The organism is Pseudoduganella ginsengisoli (genome assembly GCF_009720865.1).
In the GTDB taxonomy this organism is placed as follows: Bacteria; Pseudomonadota; Gammaproteobacteria; order Burkholderiales; family Burkholderiaceae_D; genus Rugamonas; species Rugamonas ginsengisoli.
In genome coordinates, this window is record NZ_WNLA01000006.1 from 243,790 (window position 1) to 260,577 (window position 16,788).

At 60.0% G+C, this 16,788-nt stretch carries 17 protein-coding genes; 4 read left to right on the top strand and 13 right to left on the bottom strand.

Features of this window, described 5'->3' with window-relative positions; genetic code table 11:
• Window positions 1-2: 2 nt before the first annotated feature.
• From dapA to GM668_RS12355, 8 genes are all read right to left on the bottom strand, one after another.
• A complete protein-coding gene (gene dapA / locus GM668_RS12320) occupies window positions 3-881 on the bottom strand; it encodes a 4-hydroxy-tetrahydrodipicolinate synthase (protein ID WP_155439244.1) in 879 nt (292 codons plus the stop codon).
• 241 nt (window positions 882-1,122) lie between these two features.
• Window positions 1,123-1,671: a class I SAM-dependent methyltransferase gene (locus GM668_RS12325; RefSeq protein WP_155439245.1), complete on the bottom strand. Its 549-nt coding sequence runs from the start codon at window positions 1,669-1,671 to the stop codon at window positions 1,123-1,125.
• Window positions 1,672-1,695: 24 nt separating this feature from the next.
• Window positions 1,696-2,898 (bottom strand): tryptophan--tRNA ligase, encoded by a 1,203-nt coding sequence (locus tag GM668_RS12330; protein WP_155439246.1) that lies wholly within the window; start codon window positions 2,896-2,898, stop codon window positions 1,696-1,698.
• Between the two features lies 1 nt (window position 2,899).
• Complete coding sequence (locus GM668_RS12335) at window positions 2,900-3,571, bottom strand: site-2 protease family protein (RefSeq protein WP_155439247.1); 672 nt, start codon at window positions 3,569-3,571, stop codon at window positions 2,900-2,902.
• Between the two features lie 57 nt (window positions 3,572-3,628).
• On the bottom strand, window positions 3,629-4,252 hold the full coding sequence (locus tag GM668_RS12340) for an L-threonylcarbamoyladenylate synthase (RefSeq protein WP_155439248.1): 624 nt from the start codon (window positions 4,250-4,252) through the stop codon (window positions 3,629-3,631).
• Window positions 4,253-4,261: 9 nt separating this feature from the next.
• Window positions 4,262-5,146, bottom strand: coding sequence for a protease HtpX (htpX, locus tag GM668_RS12345; RefSeq protein ID WP_155439249.1), 885 nt, complete (start codon window positions 5,144-5,146; stop codon window positions 4,262-4,264).
• Between the two features lie 62 nt (window positions 5,147-5,208).
• Window positions 5,209-6,042: a 3',5'-nucleoside bisphosphate phosphatase gene (locus tag GM668_RS12350; protein ID WP_155439250.1), complete on the bottom strand. Its 834-nt coding sequence runs from the start codon at window positions 6,040-6,042 to the stop codon at window positions 5,209-5,211.
• Between the two features lie 71 nt (window positions 6,043-6,113).
• Window positions 6,114-6,992, bottom strand: coding sequence for an alpha/beta fold hydrolase (locus GM668_RS12355; RefSeq protein ID WP_155439251.1), 879 nt, complete (start codon window positions 6,990-6,992; stop codon window positions 6,114-6,116).
• A gap of 189 nt (window positions 6,993-7,181) precedes the next feature.
• On the opposite strand from GM668_RS12355, the gene GM668_RS12360 reads away from it, so the two are divergent.
• The 3 genes from GM668_RS12360 to GM668_RS12370 all read left to right on the top strand — a co-directional run bounded on the left by GM668_RS12360 (window position 7,182) and on the right by GM668_RS12370 (window position 10,577).
• Window positions 7,182-7,718 (top strand): gamma carbonic anhydrase family protein, encoded by a 537-nt coding sequence (locus GM668_RS12360; RefSeq protein ID WP_155439252.1) that lies wholly within the window; start codon window positions 7,182-7,184, stop codon window positions 7,716-7,718.
• Entirely contained in the window at window positions 7,718-8,683 is a 966-nt protein-coding gene (gene hslO / locus GM668_RS12365) for an Hsp33 family molecular chaperone HslO (protein ID WP_155439253.1), read from the top strand. The genes GM668_RS12360 and hslO overlap by 1 nt, the downstream gene beginning before the upstream one ends.
• Window positions 8,684-8,762: 79 nt before the next feature.
• Window positions 8,763-10,577 carry a DUF885 domain-containing protein gene (locus GM668_RS12370; protein ID WP_155439254.1) on the top strand — a complete coding sequence of 605 codons (1,815 nt, stop codon included), beginning with the start codon at window positions 8,763-8,765 and terminating at the stop codon, window positions 10,575-10,577.
• A 72-nt stretch (window positions 10,578-10,649) separates the two neighbouring features.
• On the opposite strand, the gene GM668_RS12375 is transcribed toward GM668_RS12370, so the two are convergent.
• The 5 genes from GM668_RS12375 to pyrG all read right to left on the bottom strand — a co-directional run bounded on the left by GM668_RS12375 (window position 10,650) and on the right by pyrG (window position 16,128).
• Window positions 10,650-11,714 carry a ChuX/HutX family heme-like substrate-binding protein gene (locus GM668_RS12375; RefSeq protein ID WP_155439255.1) on the bottom strand — a complete coding sequence of 355 codons (1,065 nt, stop codon included), beginning with the start codon at window positions 11,712-11,714 and terminating at the stop codon, window positions 10,650-10,652.
• A gap of 36 nt (window positions 11,715-11,750) precedes the next feature.
• On the bottom strand, window positions 11,751-12,119 hold the full coding sequence (gene ftsB, locus GM668_RS12380) for a cell division protein FtsB (protein WP_155439256.1): 369 nt from the start codon (window positions 12,117-12,119) through the stop codon (window positions 11,751-11,753).
• Between the two features lie 45 nt (window positions 12,120-12,164).
• Complete coding sequence (gene eno / locus GM668_RS12385; RefSeq protein WP_155439257.1) at window positions 12,165-13,448, bottom strand: phosphopyruvate hydratase; 1,284 nt, start codon at window positions 13,446-13,448, stop codon at window positions 12,165-12,167.
• Window positions 13,449-13,606: 158 nt separating this feature from the next.
• On the bottom strand, window positions 13,607-14,461 hold the full coding sequence (kdsA, locus tag GM668_RS12390; RefSeq protein ID WP_155439258.1) for a 3-deoxy-8-phosphooctulonate synthase: 855 nt from the start codon (window positions 14,459-14,461) through the stop codon (window positions 13,607-13,609).
• Window positions 14,458-16,128 (bottom strand): CTP synthase, encoded by a 1,671-nt coding sequence (gene pyrG / locus GM668_RS12395; RefSeq protein ID WP_155439259.1) that lies wholly within the window; start codon window positions 16,126-16,128, stop codon window positions 14,458-14,460. The genes kdsA and pyrG overlap by 4 nt, the downstream gene beginning before the upstream one ends.
• A gap of 201 nt (window positions 16,129-16,329) precedes the next feature.
• Here pyrG and GM668_RS12400 point away from each other — a divergent pair, with 201 nt between their 5' ends.
• Complete coding sequence (locus GM668_RS12400; protein WP_155439260.1) at window positions 16,330-16,737, top strand: PRC-barrel domain-containing protein; 408 nt, start codon at window positions 16,330-16,332, stop codon at window positions 16,735-16,737.
• The last annotated feature ends 51 nt before the right edge of the window (window positions 16,738-16,788 follow it).

The following is a 16,788-nucleotide window of genomic DNA, read 5'->3' on the forward strand; positions in this document are numbered from 1 at the left end:
GCTCAGTTAATCAGGCCGGCTTCACGCAGTGCGCTGCGTACGGTCTCGTGGTACTCGGCTGCCAGCGGTACCAGCGGCAGGCGGATACCGGCAGGCATCATGCCCATTTCCGTCAGCGCCCATTTCACCGGCACAGGGTTAGGCTCGATGAACAGTTTCTGGTGCAGCGAGAACACTTTATTGTTCAATTCCAGCGCCTTGGCAATGTTGCCTTCCATCGCGGCTTTGCACATTTCATGCATGATCTTCGGCGCCACGTTGGCCGTCACCGAGATATTGCCCTTGCCGCCAGCCATCATCAGGGACACGGCCGTCGCATCGTCACCCGAGTACACGGCAAACGATTTAGGCGCCAGGCGCAGCAGATCCAGGCCGCGGCCGATATTGCCGGTCGCGTCTTTCACGCCGATAACGTTCTTGATTTCCGCCAGACGCAGGATGGTTTCGTTCGACATGTCGGCAACCGTACGGCCCGGCACGTTGTACAAAATCACTGGCAAATCCACGGCTTCCGCAATGGCCTTGAAGTGCTGGTACATGCCTTCCTGGGTAGGACGGTTGTAGTAAGGAACCACTTGCAAGGTCGCATCCGCGCCCGCTTCTTTCGCGAACTGCGTTAGTTTGATGGCTTCGGCAGTCGAGTTGCCGCCCGCGCCAGCGATGATGGGAATGCGGCCTTTAGCGTATTCGACAGTCGCTTTGATCAGTGCGCAGTGCTCTTCGACACTGACCGTCGCCGATTCACCCGTGGTGCCGGCAATGACGATGGCATCCGTGCCTTCGGCAATGTGCCAGTCGACCAGCTTGTTCAAACCCGGATAATCGAGACTGCCGTCTGCGTTCATCGGGGTGACAATTGCTACTATGCTGCCCTTAATCATAGGAATGATAAACAGAAAGAAATTAAAACAACGATTGTAGACGATAGCCTGCCGCAACGGCTGGCATATCACATATATTCACAAGTAAGTACGCAGAAATTCTTGTGAATTCTGACTTCCATAACCGGCGCCCTGCTGTGTTGCCCGCTGCTAGCAGTGCTCGCACTGCGTCGCAACAGGCGCCTTGCAGCGCATGCGGTTCTGTTCGTCATAATTTCACAATAATTTCTTAATACTTACTTTAAAAAGCTGGCAAAAGTGCCGCAACGCGCGGGAATTCCGGCTTCACGGCGACGATGCGCTGGACCAGCGCCCGTTTCGGGGTTTCCACCAGGCCATCCTCAAAAGCAATCACGCGCAATCCGTGCTGCGCAGCCCACGCCAGCAGTTCGCCTGGCGCCAACAGGTAGGCCGGATTCGACGGTTTGCCGAACTGGCCGTTGCCTTCAGAGAAAGTTTCATAAATCAACACGCCATTGGGCGCCAAACTGCCCACCATGTCCGCAATCAGCGGACGGTGCAGGTAATTCGTCACGACAATGCCGGCAAAGCGCTCCGGGCCAAAGGCCCAGACCGCATCGTCTGCTTCCAGGTCGATTTGCGACGTGACAATGCCGGGCCCGGCAGCTTCCACCAGCGCATCCGCATTCTGGTCCACCGCCACCACGGCATGGCCCAGCGCCGCCAGGTGGCGCGCATGGCGGCCCGTGCCGCAAGCCAGGTCCAGCACGTCGCCACTGGGAATCAACGGGGCGAAACGCTGCACCCACGGGGAAATCACATCACTCATCAACATCTCCAAACGGACGGGCCATTAAAAATACGCCAGGCCCATCGCTTCGCGCACATCGCGCATGGTTTCCTGAGCCAGCTTGCGGGCCACGTCATTGCCGTCCGCAACAATGGCGCGCACCAGCGACGGGTCGTCCAGATAGGGCTGGGCGCGCTCGTGCATGGGCTCCTGTTCCCGGATGATAGCGTCAATCACGGGCTGTTTACATTCGATACAGCCGATTCCCGCCGACTGGCATCCTTTTACGACCCACTCCTGTGTCGGGCCATCGGAATACACTTGATGGAATTGCCAGACGGGGCAGCGTGCCGGTTCGCCCGGATCGGAGCGGCGCACGCGGGCGGGATCGGTCGGCATGGTACGGATTTTCTTCGTGACGACATCTTTTTCTTCACGCAGGGCAATCGCGTTGCCATAGCTTTTGGACATCTTGCGGCCATCGAGCCCCGGCAGGCGCGCCGCGGCCGTCAATTTCGCCTGTGGCTCCACGAGGATCAGCTTGCGGCTGCCTTCCAGGTAGCCGAACAAGCGTTCACGATCCACCATTGACAGGCTGTGCGCATCATCGAGCATGGCCTTGGCTTGTTCCAGTGCTTCCGCATCGCCATCCTGCTGGAATTGGGTGCGCAAATCGTTATACAGGCGGGCCCGTTTGCTGCCCAGCTTTTTTACAGCTTCTTGCGCTTTTTCCTCGAAACCCTTTTCTTTTCCGTATAAGTAATTAAAACGGCGCGCAATTTCACGCATCATTTCAATATGCGGCACCTGGTCTTCCCCCACCGGCACTTCACTGGCGCGGTAAATCAGCACGTCGGCGGCTTGTAACAGTGGATAGCCGAGGAAGCCATACGTTGCGAGGTCTTTATTGGCGAGATTGTCGATTTGATCCTTGTACGTCGGCACCCGCTCCAGCCAGCCCAGCGGCGTCGCCATCGACAGCAGCAAATGCAATTCGGCATGTTCCGGCACGCGGGACTGGATGAACAAGGTTGCCTGCGATGGGTCAATCCCGGCTGCCAGCCAGTCCACCAGCATGTCCCACGTACTGCGCTCGATGACACTCGGGTCATCGTAATGCGTGGTCAGCGCATGCCAGTCAGCGACAAAGAACAGGCATGGCTGTTCTGCCTGCATCTTGATCCAGTTGGCCAGGGCGCCGTGGTAGTGGCCCAGGTGCATGCTCCCGGTGGGACGCATGCCGGAGACGACTCGGTCAGGATACATGTCAGCTCAGCAATAAATTGACGGGGAACAGCAGTACGCCAAACAGGTACACGACCAGGTTGATCAGTGTGTTCAACAGCGGGGACAGTACGCCGGACGACATGCCCAGCATCAGCAGCATTAAGATAATAAAGCGGTGCCGGGACAAGCCGTCGAACGCGATAGCGGCGCGCATCGGCAGCAGCGACGTCAGCAGCACCCCGCCATCAAAGCCCGGAATCGGGAGCAGGCTCAGCACAATGACGACCGCATTGATCCAGATGCCGGCTTGCGCCATGCCCGTTAGGAAGGGCTCCGTTACGCCGGAAGCGCGGAACACGATAATCAGGAAGCCCCACACCACACCCATCGCCAGGTTGGCAGCGGGACCCGCCAATGCAACAAAGCCCATTTGCTTCTTCGGGTTGCGCAACCGGCTGAAATTCACCGGCGCAGCTTTGGGATACAACAAGGGAATCTGGAACGCCCAATACGTCAGCAATGGCAGCAATACCGTGCCGAACGGGTCGATGTAATGCAGGGGATTCAAATCCAGGCGACCCTGCTCTGCCGCCGTGTTGTCGCCAAAATAACGCGCCGCGTACGCACGGGCCACTTGGTTCCAGGCCAGCGCCAGCAAGACAGGGATAGCCGCGACCGTAACGGTTTGGACGAAGGTGTTGATATCAGTCATGAGGGGATTCTACCAGACCGCAAATTGCAGTCTGGAACATGGTATAGAGAGGAAAGTTTACATGCCCAGCACAGCGGGATCGCCCTGCCCCTGGCGCACCAGTTCCGGTTCGTCGCCCGTCAAGTCCACCACGGTGGTGGGCTCGAAACTGCAGGCGCCACCGTCCACGATCAAGTCCACCTGTTTTTCCAGGCGTTCGCGGATGGCGTCGGGGTCCGTCAGCGGATCGTCGTCGCCCGGCAAAATCAGCGTCGTGCCCAGCAGCGGCTGCTGCAATTCGGCCAGCAGCAATTCCACGATCGGCGTGGCGGGCACGCGCAAGCCGATGGTTTTGCGCGACGGGTGCGACAGGCGGCGTGGCACGCAGCGCGTCGCTTCGAGTATGAAGGTAAAGGGACCCGGCGTGGCCGCCTTCAACATGCGGAACTGTTTATTATCGACGCGCGCATAGACGCCGATTTCACTTAAATCGCGGCAGAGCAGCGTCAAATGGTGCTTTTCATCGATGCCGCGGATACGGCGCAGGCGCTCGACCGCCGCTTTATCGTCCAGGTGGCACACCAGTGCATAGCAGGAATCCGTCGGCAGCGCGACGATGCCGCCGCCGTGGATGATTTGCGCCGCCTGCTTGATCAGGCGCAGCTGGGGATTGACTGGATGGACCTGGAAATATTGGCTCATAGTTAAATTTTAGCGCGGCAAACTTTGCAAGGCCGCTATCCGCTCTTCCATCGGAGGGTGGGTGGAAAACAGGGCCGACCAGCCGCCGCCATTGGCAATACCGGACGCCGCCATGTCTTGCGGCAAGGCGCCTGGCTGCATGCCGCCCAGGCGCATCAGCGCATGCTGCATCGGCACCTTGCTGCCCAACAGTTGGGCGGAACCAGCATCGGCGCGGAATTCGCGCTGGCGCGAGAACCACGCAACGATCATGGACGCCAGCAAGCCAAACACAATTTCACACACGACCGTGGTAATCGTGTAACCGATGCCGGGGCGGTAATCATCGCTGTCGCGGCGGCCATTCAGCGCGCTGTCGACAAAGTAGCCCACGACGCGGGCCAGGAACACGACAAACGTATTCACGACGCCTTGAATCAACGTCATCGTCACCATGTCGCCATTGGCAATGTGCGCCACTTCATGGCCCAGCACGGCTTCGACTTCTTCACGGTTCATGGATTGCAGCAAGCCCGTCGACACCGCCACCAGAGCGGAATCCTTGAAGGCGCCCGTGGCAAACGCATTGGGTTCGCCTTCATAAATCGCCACTTCCGGCATGCCGATGCCGGCCCGCTGCGACAATTGCTGCACGGTCGAGACCAGCCAATGTTCCATCGAATCACGGGGCGCATCGATGACGCGGGCGCCCGTGCTCCACTTTGCCATCGGCTTGCTCATCAGCAGGGAAATGATCGCGCCCGTGAAACCAATCACGAGCGAATACGCCATCAAATTACCCAGGTTCAGCCCGCCATAGCCGCCCGGCCGCGCAATCCCCAGCACGGACAAGACAATGGACAGCACCACCATCACGGCCAGGTTGGTTGCGATAAACAGGACGATACGTTTCATAGTGCACTCGCCAAGAGATTAATCCGCAGCTTAGATGCGGTTGATGTGACTCAAAAACAAGTTCAGAACCAGTCGTGCCAGACGGGTTTGACATTGGATGGCAATGGTGGCAATTCTGCAAAACTCACGCGCGCTTCACCCGGTGCATGGAAATCCGTGCCGCGCGACGCGAGGAAACCATAACGGTTCGCCAGTTCCGCGTATTCCGGATACTGGTCGGGCGTGTGGCTCCCCGTCACCACTTCAATGGCGACGCCGCCCAACTGCTTGAATTCATCGAACAGCACGCCTTGCGCCATGCTGGAAAATTTATAGCGGCCCGGGTGGGCAATCACAGGAATGCCGCCCGCCCCTTTAATCCACTGCATGGCCTGCTCCAAGGTCGCCCAGCGGTGTTCCACATAACCGGGCTTGCCTTCGGCCAGGTAGCGCTTGAACACTTCCGGCACCGTATTGCAAATGCCCAGCTCCACGATATAGCGGGCAAAGTGGGTACGGGACATCAAATCCGGATTGTCGACATATTTCAATGCGCCTTCATACGCATCAGGAATGCCGTGCAGCGCCAGCTGGTTCGAAATTTCATGGCCGCGGCGGTCGCGGCCGGAACGGGTCTGGTGCAAACCTTCCGTCAGCGCCCGGTTATTTTCATCGATTTGCAGGCCGACAATATGGACAGTTTCATTGGCCCACGTAATGGAAATTTCCACGCCCGACGCGAAGCGCATGCCCTGCTCCTGCGCAGCCTGGCGCGCGGCGGCAATGCCGCTTACTTCATCGTGATCCGTCAGCGCCCACACGTCCACGCCGCCCAGGCGCGCCATCTGCGCGACCTTCGCAGGAGGCAATACGCCATCAGAGACGTTGGAATGGCAATGCAGATCGACTTTCAACATACAGTTACAAATCATCACGGACAAGGGAAGGCTCCATTGTACCCCGCCACCGTCCGATCATTCGACAGATATCAGACGAGAAACTCTTCAATCATGGCGGCCAGCTGTTCCGGCTGGTCGTGGTGCAGCATGTGGCCCGCGTTATCAATCATTTTTGCCGTCACGTTGGCCAGGTGGCCCAGGCGGCGGTCCACTTCCACGCGCGCTTCCGCCTTCGGGCCCATCCACAGCCACATATTGGTATGGGTGGCTTCCACCCACAGCACGGGTGCCGTGATGGCGCGCCAGCATGCCATCACTTCTTCCACGTGGTACAGCAGCGGGCTGGTGCGCTTGTGAGCTGCGTCGCCCAGGATGCGCCACTGGCCATCTTCCCCTTGCGCCGCCCAGTGTTTGGCAAGGAATGCCGCGCGGTCATCGCGCAAGCGCGGATTCGTCTTTTGCAGGCGGCCCGCCACGCCGGCCAGGTCGGGATAGCCTTTCATTTCCTGTGGCTCCAGCAATTCATCCATCCACTTGGCATAGCGGCCCGGCGCCTCGTCCGGCGTCGTGGATTTCAAGCCAAACCCTTCCAGGTTGATCAGTCGGCGGATGCGGGCCGGCCGCGCCCCCGCATACAGGCCGACAATATTGCCGCCCATGCTGTGCCCCAGCAAATTGACCGCGCCATCAGGCTGGTAGTGGCGCAAGATGGCGTCCAGGTCGCCCAGGTAATCCGGGAACCAGTACGTATCGACCTTGGGCGATTCCGTCAGGCCAAAGCCGCGCCAGTCGGGCGAAATCACGTGCCAGTCGCCTTGCAGGCAATCGACGACAAACTGGAAAGAGGCGGAGACGTCCATCCAGCCATGCACCATGAATAGTTTGGGCGCGCCTTCCCGGCCCCAGTGACGGATATGCGTGCGCACGCCGCGCACATCGATAAATTCAGACCGGGACGGTTTATGCATAGAAAGATTCCACCTTGAAAGGAGCGCACTTGGCGCCATATGGGAGTGGCCAGGAAATTTTCCTGGTGGCCAGTTCAAAGTTTAGCACGATCGTGCGAAAATCACAGGTTGCTACTGCCGATGCCATTTTGCCGGGTTTTAGCGGCCTCGGCGTAAAATAGCGGCATTCCCCTCTTTTGAAGGCATTCCATGACGATTTACCAATTGGGCGACCACGCGCCTGACATCGATGCATCCGCCTTTGTTGCCGACAACGCCACCTTGATTGGCAAGGTCACGCTGCGCGCAAATGCTTCGGTTTGGTATGGCGCGACTTTGCGGGGTGATAACGAACGCATCACCATCGGTGAAAACAGCAATGTGCAAGAAGGTACCGTCATGCATACCGATATGGGTTACCCGCTGGACGTGGGCAACAACGTGACGATCGGCCACCAGGCCATGCTGCACGGCTGCACCATCGGCGATGGGTCGCTGATCGGCATTCAAGCCGTGGTCTTGAATGGCGCGAAGATCGGCAAAGGTTGCCTGGTGGGCGCCGGCGCCCTGGTCACGGAAGGCAAGGAATTTCCAGACAACCAGCTGATCATTGGTTCGCCGGCCAAAGCCGTGCGCACCCTGACGCCTGAAGACGTGGCGCGCCTGCAAGGCAGCGCCGACAGCTACGTCCAGCGCGGCAGGCTGTTTAAAACACAATTGAAAAAATTAACACCTCAGGAAAAATAATGAGCAAGACCCCAGACCTCGCAACCAGCCAGGACACGCTGCAAAAATTCATTTTTGAAAATGCCTCCGTGCGTGGCGAGTTGATCGATGTGTCCGCCACATGGCGTGAAATCCAGGCCCGCCATGATTACCCGGCGCCAGTGCGCCGCCTGCTGGGCCAGATGGTGTCGGCTGCCGCCCTGCTGTCGGCGAATTTGAAATTCAATGGTTCCATCGTCATGCAAATCCATGGCGACGGCCCGGTGCGCTTGCTGGTGGTGGAATGTGATTCGCAGCTGCGCCTGCGCGCCACGGCCAAGCTGCGCCATGACGCTGTCGTCGATGACGAGGCCGGCTTGACCAAGCTGTTGAATGAACACGGCAAGGGCCGCTTCATCATTACGCTGGATCCGGCCGAGAAAGTGCCGGGCCAGCAGCCCTACCAGGGTATCGTGCCGCTGGATGCGGATGATGTCGCCACCGTGATTGAACACTACATGCTGCGTTCCGAACAGCTCGATACCCGCCTGTGGCTGGCAGCCGATGACAGCGTATCGCGCGGCATGCTGCTGCAAAAGCTGCCGCACCATGGCGGCAAGGCGGAAGCGCAGCCGGTGTCGTCTGAAGAAGCGCTGGAAACGTGGAACCGTGCTGTCGTGCTGGGCTCGACCTTGAAGGAAGAGGAAATCCTCGGCACCACCATCGACGTGCTGATGCAGCGCCTGTTCTGGGAAGAGACCATCCGCGTCTTCGATCCCGTGCACCCATCGTTCCACTGCAGCTGCACCCGCGAAAAAGTCGGCAACATGCTGAAGACCTTGGGTAAGCCGGAAATCGACAGCGTGCTGGAAGAACAGGGTTCGGTGGCCATCAATTGCGACTTCTGCGGTAAGCACTACGAGTACGACAAAGTCGATTGCGCGCAATTGTTTGCCAGCGATGAACCTGCGGAAGCGCTGATCCACGCCGGCGACGTCAAACACTAAATCAGGCAGCGGCACTGATTGCCGTTCCCCTGCTGAAAAGGGTATCCTGAGCGCCTTTCCGACTTTGCTCAGGATACCCATGCTGCCTACCCGTTTCGCCACCACGGTTCTTGCCGCCAGCCTGCTGGCCGCCTCCATCACCACCATTCCGGCACAGGCAGCGCCGGCAACCCAGACCCAGAGCGGCCCCGCCCAGCGCCAGCTGGCGCAACTGGCTAAAGAATTCCATGTGGCCCGCGCCCGCTTTGACCCGCTGCTGTTTGCCACCGCCAACGGCGACAGCCGCTACAACGACCAGATCGGCATGGCGATCGCCCCTGCCGTGCGGGATAAACAATTCGCCACCTATCGCCAGATGCAAAAGCGCCTGGCCGGCATCCCCCGTGCGCAGTTGGCGCAGCCAGACCAGATGACCCTGGACTTGCTGGCCTATGAACTGGACGCCGCCCTCGCGCTGGCGCCATTCCCGGAACACTTGCTGCCGCTGAACCATTTCGACAATATTCCCAGCACCCTGGCCAATTACGCAGGCGGCACGGGGTCGCAGCCGCTGGGCACCGTCAAGCAATACCAGGATTACCTGAGCCGCGTGCGCCAGTTGGCGCCGTGGATCGACCAGGCCATTGCCAATATGCGCGAAGGCGTCAAACAGGGCATCGTGCAGCCCAAGAGCATCACGCAAGCGATGCTGCCGCAAATGGCGGCGCTCAGGAGCGGCAAGCCTGAAGCCAGCGTGTACTACTCGCCTGTGACGCGCATGCCGGCGTCGTTCAGCGCGCAAGATCAAGCCCGGTTGACGCGCGACTACCGTGCTGCCGTGGAAAAACTCAACCCCGCGCTGGACCGCCTGGTGCGCTTCCTGGAAACCGAATACCTGCCCGCCAGCCGTGACAGCACGGGCTGGAGCGCGCTGCCAAATGGCGCCAAGTGGTACCAGGCCCGCATTGCCGACAGCACCAACCTGCCGCTGACGCCGCAAGCTGTGCACGACCTTGGCCTGAAGGAAGTGGCGCGCATCACGGGCCAGATGCAGGGCTTGATGGGCAAACTGGGCTACGACGGCCCGGCGCAAGCGTTCCCGCAATGGGTACGCGACCAGCAGCAATTCAAGCCGTTCAAGACGGAAGCCGAAGTGCTCGACGCGTACCGCAAGCTGTATGACACGGTGCAAACCAAGCTGCCCGCGTATTTCACGCTGGTGCCGAAATCCAAGCTGGTGGTGGACCTGGAGCCGGAACTGACGCGCGCTACCGCATCCGATCATTACACGCCGCCTGCTGCTGACGGTTCCCACCCGGGCGTGTTCTGGGCCGTCGTCAACGATCCGAAAGATTACAGCCGCACGGGCATGGCCAGCCTGCTGTTGCACGAAGGCGTGCCGGGCCACCACTTCCACGCCGCCCTGCTGAAGGAAATGCCGCTGCCGGACTTCCGCATGTTCAGCACGGAAAACCAGAACAATGCCGCGTACACGGAAGGCTGGGCCTTGTATTCCGAAACGCTGGGCAAGGACTTCGGCCTGTATGACGATCCGGTGTATTACTACGGCCACCTGAACGCGGAAATGCTGCGCGCGGTGCGCCTGGTGGTGGACACGGGCATGCATGCGCTGGGCTGGAGCCGTGAAAAAGCCATTGCGTACATGGTGGACACGCTGGGCGTCTCGGAAGCCCGCGCGAAAAACCAGATCGAGCGCTACATGGTATGGCCGGCGCAGGCATTAAGCTACAAGATCGGTTCGCTGAAAATCCTGGAGTTGCGCGACAAGGCGCAGCGTGAACTGGGCAGCAAATTCAGCTACCCGGCGTTCCATGCGGTGATCCTGGGCGATGGCACGCTGCCGCTGCCATTGCTGGAAGCCCGCGTCAACGCGTGGATCGCGCACAGTAAATAAGCGGCGACGCATCTCGTTGCGTTGGCTGGAAACCCATGCGGGCCGGATTTGAAAATCCGCCCCGCATGGGTATCACGCTCTCGGCAATGACTGAAGCAATTCAGCCCATGCCAGCGGCCTGGCCAGGTCGCGCCGGCCCACCAGTGTCAGCGCCGGCTCGGCGCCCTCCCCGTAAAACTCCACGGACACCGCACCGGCGCGCTGTACCAGATAGCCGCTACGCAAGGCGCTGTCACGCAGCGCAAGGCGGAATCCTGGCGCTTGCGCCATATAAGCAGCGCCATCGCCGGAAGCCTGCGCCAACGTGCCGGCATAAATCTGCGTGACACCGGCATTCCCCACGTACGCCACAATAGGCAGCTTGTGTTGGGCAATGCCATCCACCAGCGCCCGCAGTGCTTGCGGCGCCAGACGCTGCGCCATGGCGGGTGGCGCCAGGCGCATGGCCTGTCGGCGCGTTGCGCCGAATGCCGCGAGGATGGCGCTGAATTGGCCGGGATCGGTCATGGCGAGCCACGCTTGATGGAAGGCTGGGAGCGGGATGGTGCTGTCCGGCTTTTCTTCGATCCGCGCGGGCGCCGTGACTGTCACCAGCGACGGGGTTTGCCCGGCAGCGCGAAAATCCATCGCCAGCTGGTCAAACAAGCCTCCAGCCGCCTCATTGCGCGCGTACAGCTTATGCACGGCATTGCCTTGCGCATCGAAAAACTGCAGGCTGCGCGATACGCTGCCATCGTTTCGTTTCTCGGTTACGGCGAAGGCATAGCGCCATGCGTCAAAATTAAAGCGTAAATCGATGTCGCCACCCACGTAGCCGCCGGCGATATTGCGCCCTGCCTCGCCATTGCCCGCACTTGCGGCACTGCCTTCCTGTTCCAGCCGCATGGCCACGCCAGTGCGCTCCATGACAGCCAGCGCATTGGCAGTCTGCGCCGTCACCTGGCCGAAGTCCAGCGCGCGCTGCATGATGCCGCGCACGGCATTATCGCCAGTATTTAGCAGCACCACGTTGGGCCCGATGGCTTGCGCCAGCAGGGGGGCTTCCGGTGCAGGCTGGGCGCGTGCGGGCATCACGCCCGCAAACAGCAGCGCGCCGCTGCTGGCAAGCAGGCGGCGGCGGATCAAGGAAATGGTCATGGTCCGGACGTGCAAACGTGAAGGACGTTGATGGAATTACGACTTGGGCCTCATGGCTGACGGGGCAGCCGGGACAGGCGTGGCCGGTGCGGCGGCTGGCGCCGGCGTGCCGCTGCTCTGCGGCTTGGGCTGGTCCTTGCCGAGGATTTGCACAAAGATTTCATTTTGCTTGAGCATCGACAGCTCATAGCGGGCCCGCTCTTCCACGGCGCCGGTACCATCTTTCAGGTCGCGCACTTCGGATTCAAGCTTGGCGTTACGGCTTTTCAGCGCGGCATTCTTTTCTTGCGCGACGTTGAGCTGGCCTTCCAGCTCACGCACGCGCAACCAGCCGCCCTTCCCCAGCCACAGCGGGTATTGGATCAACAGCAGCAACACTGCCAGTGCAAGGGTAATCAGACGCATAGGGCATACAAGCGGCCGGACTGCATCCGGCCGCTTTAACTTACATTACTTCAGGTTGTAGAACGCGTCGCGGCCTGGGTAGGAAGCGATGTCGCCCAGATCTTCTTCAATGCGCAGCAGCTGGTTGTACTTGGCCATACGGTCCGAACGGGACATCGAACCCGTCTTGATCTGCAGTGCGTTCAAGCCAACGGCGATATCGGCAATGGTCGAATCTTCCGTTTCGCCCGAGCGGTGCGAGATCACAGCGGTGTAGCCTGCGCGCTTGGCCATCTCGATGGCAGCGAAGGTTTCAGTCAAGGTGCCGATCTGGTTGATCTTGATCAGGATCGAGTTGGCGATGCCCTTCTGGATGCCTTCTTTCAGGATCTTGGTATTGGTGACGAACAGGTCGTCGCCCACCAGCTGCACTTTGCCGCCCAGCGCGCGGGTCAAGTGCGCCCAGCCTTCCCAGTCGCCTTCGTGCATCGCGTCTTCAATCGAGATGATCGGGTACTTGTCGCACCAGGTCGACAGCAGGTTGGTGAATTCTTCAGCGGACAGCACCAAGCCTTCGCCTTCCAGGTGGTATTTGCCGTCTTTGTAGAATTCGGACGCTGCGCAGTCCAGGCCCAGGGCGATTTGCGTGCCTGGCTCGTAGCCGGCTTCTTCGATAGCCTGGATGATCAGCTTGATGGCTTCTTCGTGCGAAGCAACGGAAGGAGCGAAGCCGCCTTCGTCGCCCACGGCCGTGGTCAAGCCTTTCTTGTGCAGGATTTTCTTCAGCGTGTGGAATACTTCCGCGCCGTAGCGGATGGCTTCCTTGAACGATGGGGCGCCGACCGGGATGATCATGAATTCCTGGATGTCCAGGTTGTTGTCGGCGTGGGCGCCGCCGTTGATGACGTTCATCATCGGCACTGGCAATTGCATCGCGCCCGAACCGCCGAAGTAGCGGTACAGTGGCAGGCCGGCTTCTTCCGCAGCGGCTTTGGCGACAGCCATCGACACGGCCAGCATGGCGTTCGCGCCCAGGCGCGACTTGTTTTCCGTGCCGTCCAGGTCGATCAGCGTGCGGTCCAGGAAAGCCTGCTCATTGGCGTCCAGGCCGATGATGGCTTCCGAGATTTCCGTGTTGATGTTTTCGCAGGCTTGCAGCACGCCTTTGCCGAAGTAGCGCTTGGCGTCGCCGTCGCGCAGTTCGATGGCTTCGCGCGAACCGGTCGATGCGCCCGACGGCACAGCGGCGCGGCCCATCACACCCGATTCCAGCAGCACGTCGCATTCGACGGTTGGATTGCCGCGCGAGTCGATGATTTCACGGCCAATGATGTCTACGATTGCACTCATGTGTATCTCCAAAGTTAAAGCGAAAACTGGTTCGGGGCCAACTGCTCTGCTCCCGGCAAAAAAATTGCAGCAAGGGTAACAGAGGTAGCCTGGATGTGGAAGCGGGCCCGGCGTACTGTCTATACGCCGGGCCCGCCCCGGTAAATCATGTCATTGCATCAATTGAAGCTGTTTTCCAGGAAACCAGCTTTCTTGGTGATGCGGTCCAGCTCGATCAGCACGGACAGCAAATCTTTCATGCGGCCCAGTGGTACGGCATTCGGACCATCCGACAGCGCCGTGGCCGGGTTCGGGTGCGTTTCCATGAACAGGCCCGCGACCCCAACCGCGACGGCCGCACGCGACAGCACAGGCACCATCTCGCGCATGCCGCCCGACGATGTACCGTTACCGCCCGGCAGCTGCACCGAGTGCGTCGCGTCGAACACGACCGGCGCGCCGGTTTCGCGCATGATGGCCAGCGAACGCATGTCGGACACCAGGTTGTTGTAGCCAAACGAAGCGCCGCGCTCGCACGCCATGAAGTTGTCTTCGTTCAAGCCCTTGGCGCGTGCAGCGGCACGGGCTTTGTCGATAACGTTCTTCATGTCGCCAGGCGCCAGGAACTGGCCCTTCTTGATGTTGACCGGCTTGCCCGATTCCGCGCACGCCGTGATGAAATCCGTCTGGCGGCACAGGAAGGCCGGGGTCTGCAGCACGTCGACGACGGACGACACGGCAGCGATTTCTTCCACCGAGTGCACGTCAGTCAGCACTGGCACGCCCAGGTCGCGCTTCACGTCGCCCAGGATTTCCAAGCCTTTTTCCATGCCCGGACCACGGTACGACGTGCCCGACGAACGGTTCGCCTTGTCGAACGACGATTTATAGATGAACGGGATGCCCAGTTCAGTGGTCATCTCTTTCAGCGCGCCAGCCGTGTCGAACGCCATCTGGCGCGACTCGATCACGCACGTGCCGGCGATCAGGAAAAACGGCTTATCAAGGCCAACGTCGAATCCGCACAGTTTCATGCTGCATCCTCTTGGGAAACCGCGTGCAGCTGGCCGCCACGGGCAGCTTTATTTGCCAGCGCTGCCTTGATGTACGACGTGAACAGCGGGTGGCCGTCGCGCGGGGTGGATTTGAATTCCGGGTGGTACTGCACGCCCATGTACCATGGGTGTACGCTGCGCGGCAATTCCATGATTTCGCACAGGTCTTCGGTCGGCGTACGCGCTGCCACCACCAGGCCGGCAGCTTCGACGCGGCCCAGGTACAGGTTGTTGGCTTCGTAGCGGTGGCGGTGACGCTCGGTCACGACGCTGCCGTAGATTTCAGCAGCCAGCGTATCCGGCTTCACGGCGCATGCTTGCGCGCCCAGGCGCATGGTGCCGCCCAGGTCGGATTTCTCGTCGCGCTTTTCCACTTTGCCGTCCAAGCCTTGCCATTCATCGATCAGCGCAACGACTGGCTGGTCGGTTTCCGGTTCGAACTCGGTCGAGTTGGCGTTGGTCAGACCCGCCTTGTTACGCGCATATTCAATCAGCGCCACCTGCATGCCCAGGCAAATGCCCAGGTAAGGGATCTTGTTTTCACGGGCGAACTGGGCGGCCTTGATCTTGCCTTCCACACCGCGCTTGCCGAAGCCGCCCGGCACCAGGATGGCGTCGTATTGCGACAGGCTGGCTGCGCCGTTGGCTTCGATTTCTTCCGAGTCGATGTACTCGATGTTGACCTTGGCTTCGTTGTGGATACCGGCGTGGCGCAGCGCTTCGGTCAGCGACTTGTACGATTCCGTCAGTTCCACGTACTTGCCCACCATACCGATCGACACTTCGGATTTCGGGTTTTCCAGCGTGTAGATCAGCTTGCTCCACATCGACAGGTCGGCCGGCGCCGGATTCAAGTCCAGCGCTTCGCAAATGATCGCGTCCAGGCCCTGGTCATGCAGCATTTGCGGCACTTTATAAATGGTGTCGACGTCCCATACGGAAATCACGCCGCGTTCTTCGATGTTCGAGAACAGCGAAATCTTCGCGACTTCATCTTCCGGAATGCGGCGGTCGGCACGGCACAGCAGCGCGTTAGGCGAAATACCGATTTCACGCAGCTTTTGCACGGAGTGCTGGGTCGGCTTGGTTTTCAGTTCGCCGGCCGATGCAATGTACGGCACCAGCGTCAAGTGCACGAACGCCGAGTTTTTGCGGCCTGCGCGCAAGCTCAGCTGACGCGCGGCTTCCAGGAATGGCAGCGATTCAATATCGCCGACGGTGCCGCCGATTTCGCACAGGGCGACGTCGTAGCCTTCCGCGCCACGGCGGATGTAATCCTGGATTTCATTGGTGATGTGCGGGATGACCTGGACGGTTTTGCCCAGGTATTCACCACGGCGCTCCTTGCGGATCACGGATTCGTAGATCTGGCCGGTGGTGAAGTTATTCACCTTGCGCATGCGGGTGGAGATGAAACGCTCATAGTGGCCGAGGTCCAAATCGGTCTCGGCGCCATCATCAGTAACAAACACTTCACCGTGCTGCATTGGGCTCATGGTGCCCGGATCGACGTTGATATACGGATCCAGTTTGAGCATGGTGACTTTGAGGCCGCGCGATTCGAGGATCGCGGCGAGGGAGGCGGCGGCAATCCCTTTACCAAGGGAAGACACAACGCCGCCGGTGACGAAGACATATTTGGTCATGGGCAGATCGGGTGCCGGTCGGCACGATGCGGGAAATTAAAATTATAGCGCAAAGTTGAGTCTTCTTCATCCCTACGTCTGGAAAAAACCAGTTATCAGCCTGCAAGCATAGGTATTTTGGCAATGTTGACGGTCGGTGGCGTGCCGCACAGAGACCCGGTTGCGCGTGCAGGACAATGCAATTTTGCAAAGGAGACCGTTATGACTTATTCGGAACGCGATGCTTACGGCATGTATGTCGACACCGGCCACCAAGGCCCTGGCCCATCCCTGATGGGCGCCGACACCTTGATCGGCGACCACGTGCACAACCTGCAAAATGAACATTTGGGCACGGTAAAGGAAATCATGCTCGACATGCAGACCGGCATGGTCGCCTATGTCGTGATGGCCAGCGGCGGCGTGCTGACGCTGGGTGAAAAACTGTTTGCCGTGCCCTGGGAAGCATTGACGCTGGACACGGCCAACAAGCGCTTCACGATGGACATCAGCAAGGAACGCATTGAAAACGCGCCTGGCTTCGACAAGGACCACTGGCCGGACATGGCCAACCAGACGTGGATGAACGAAGTGCGCAGTTACTACCAGCGGGACGCCGCAGCGCGCTGATGCATTGATCTGTGCGGCTGGGGTGGCGCACGATAGAATACGGGCAACAGT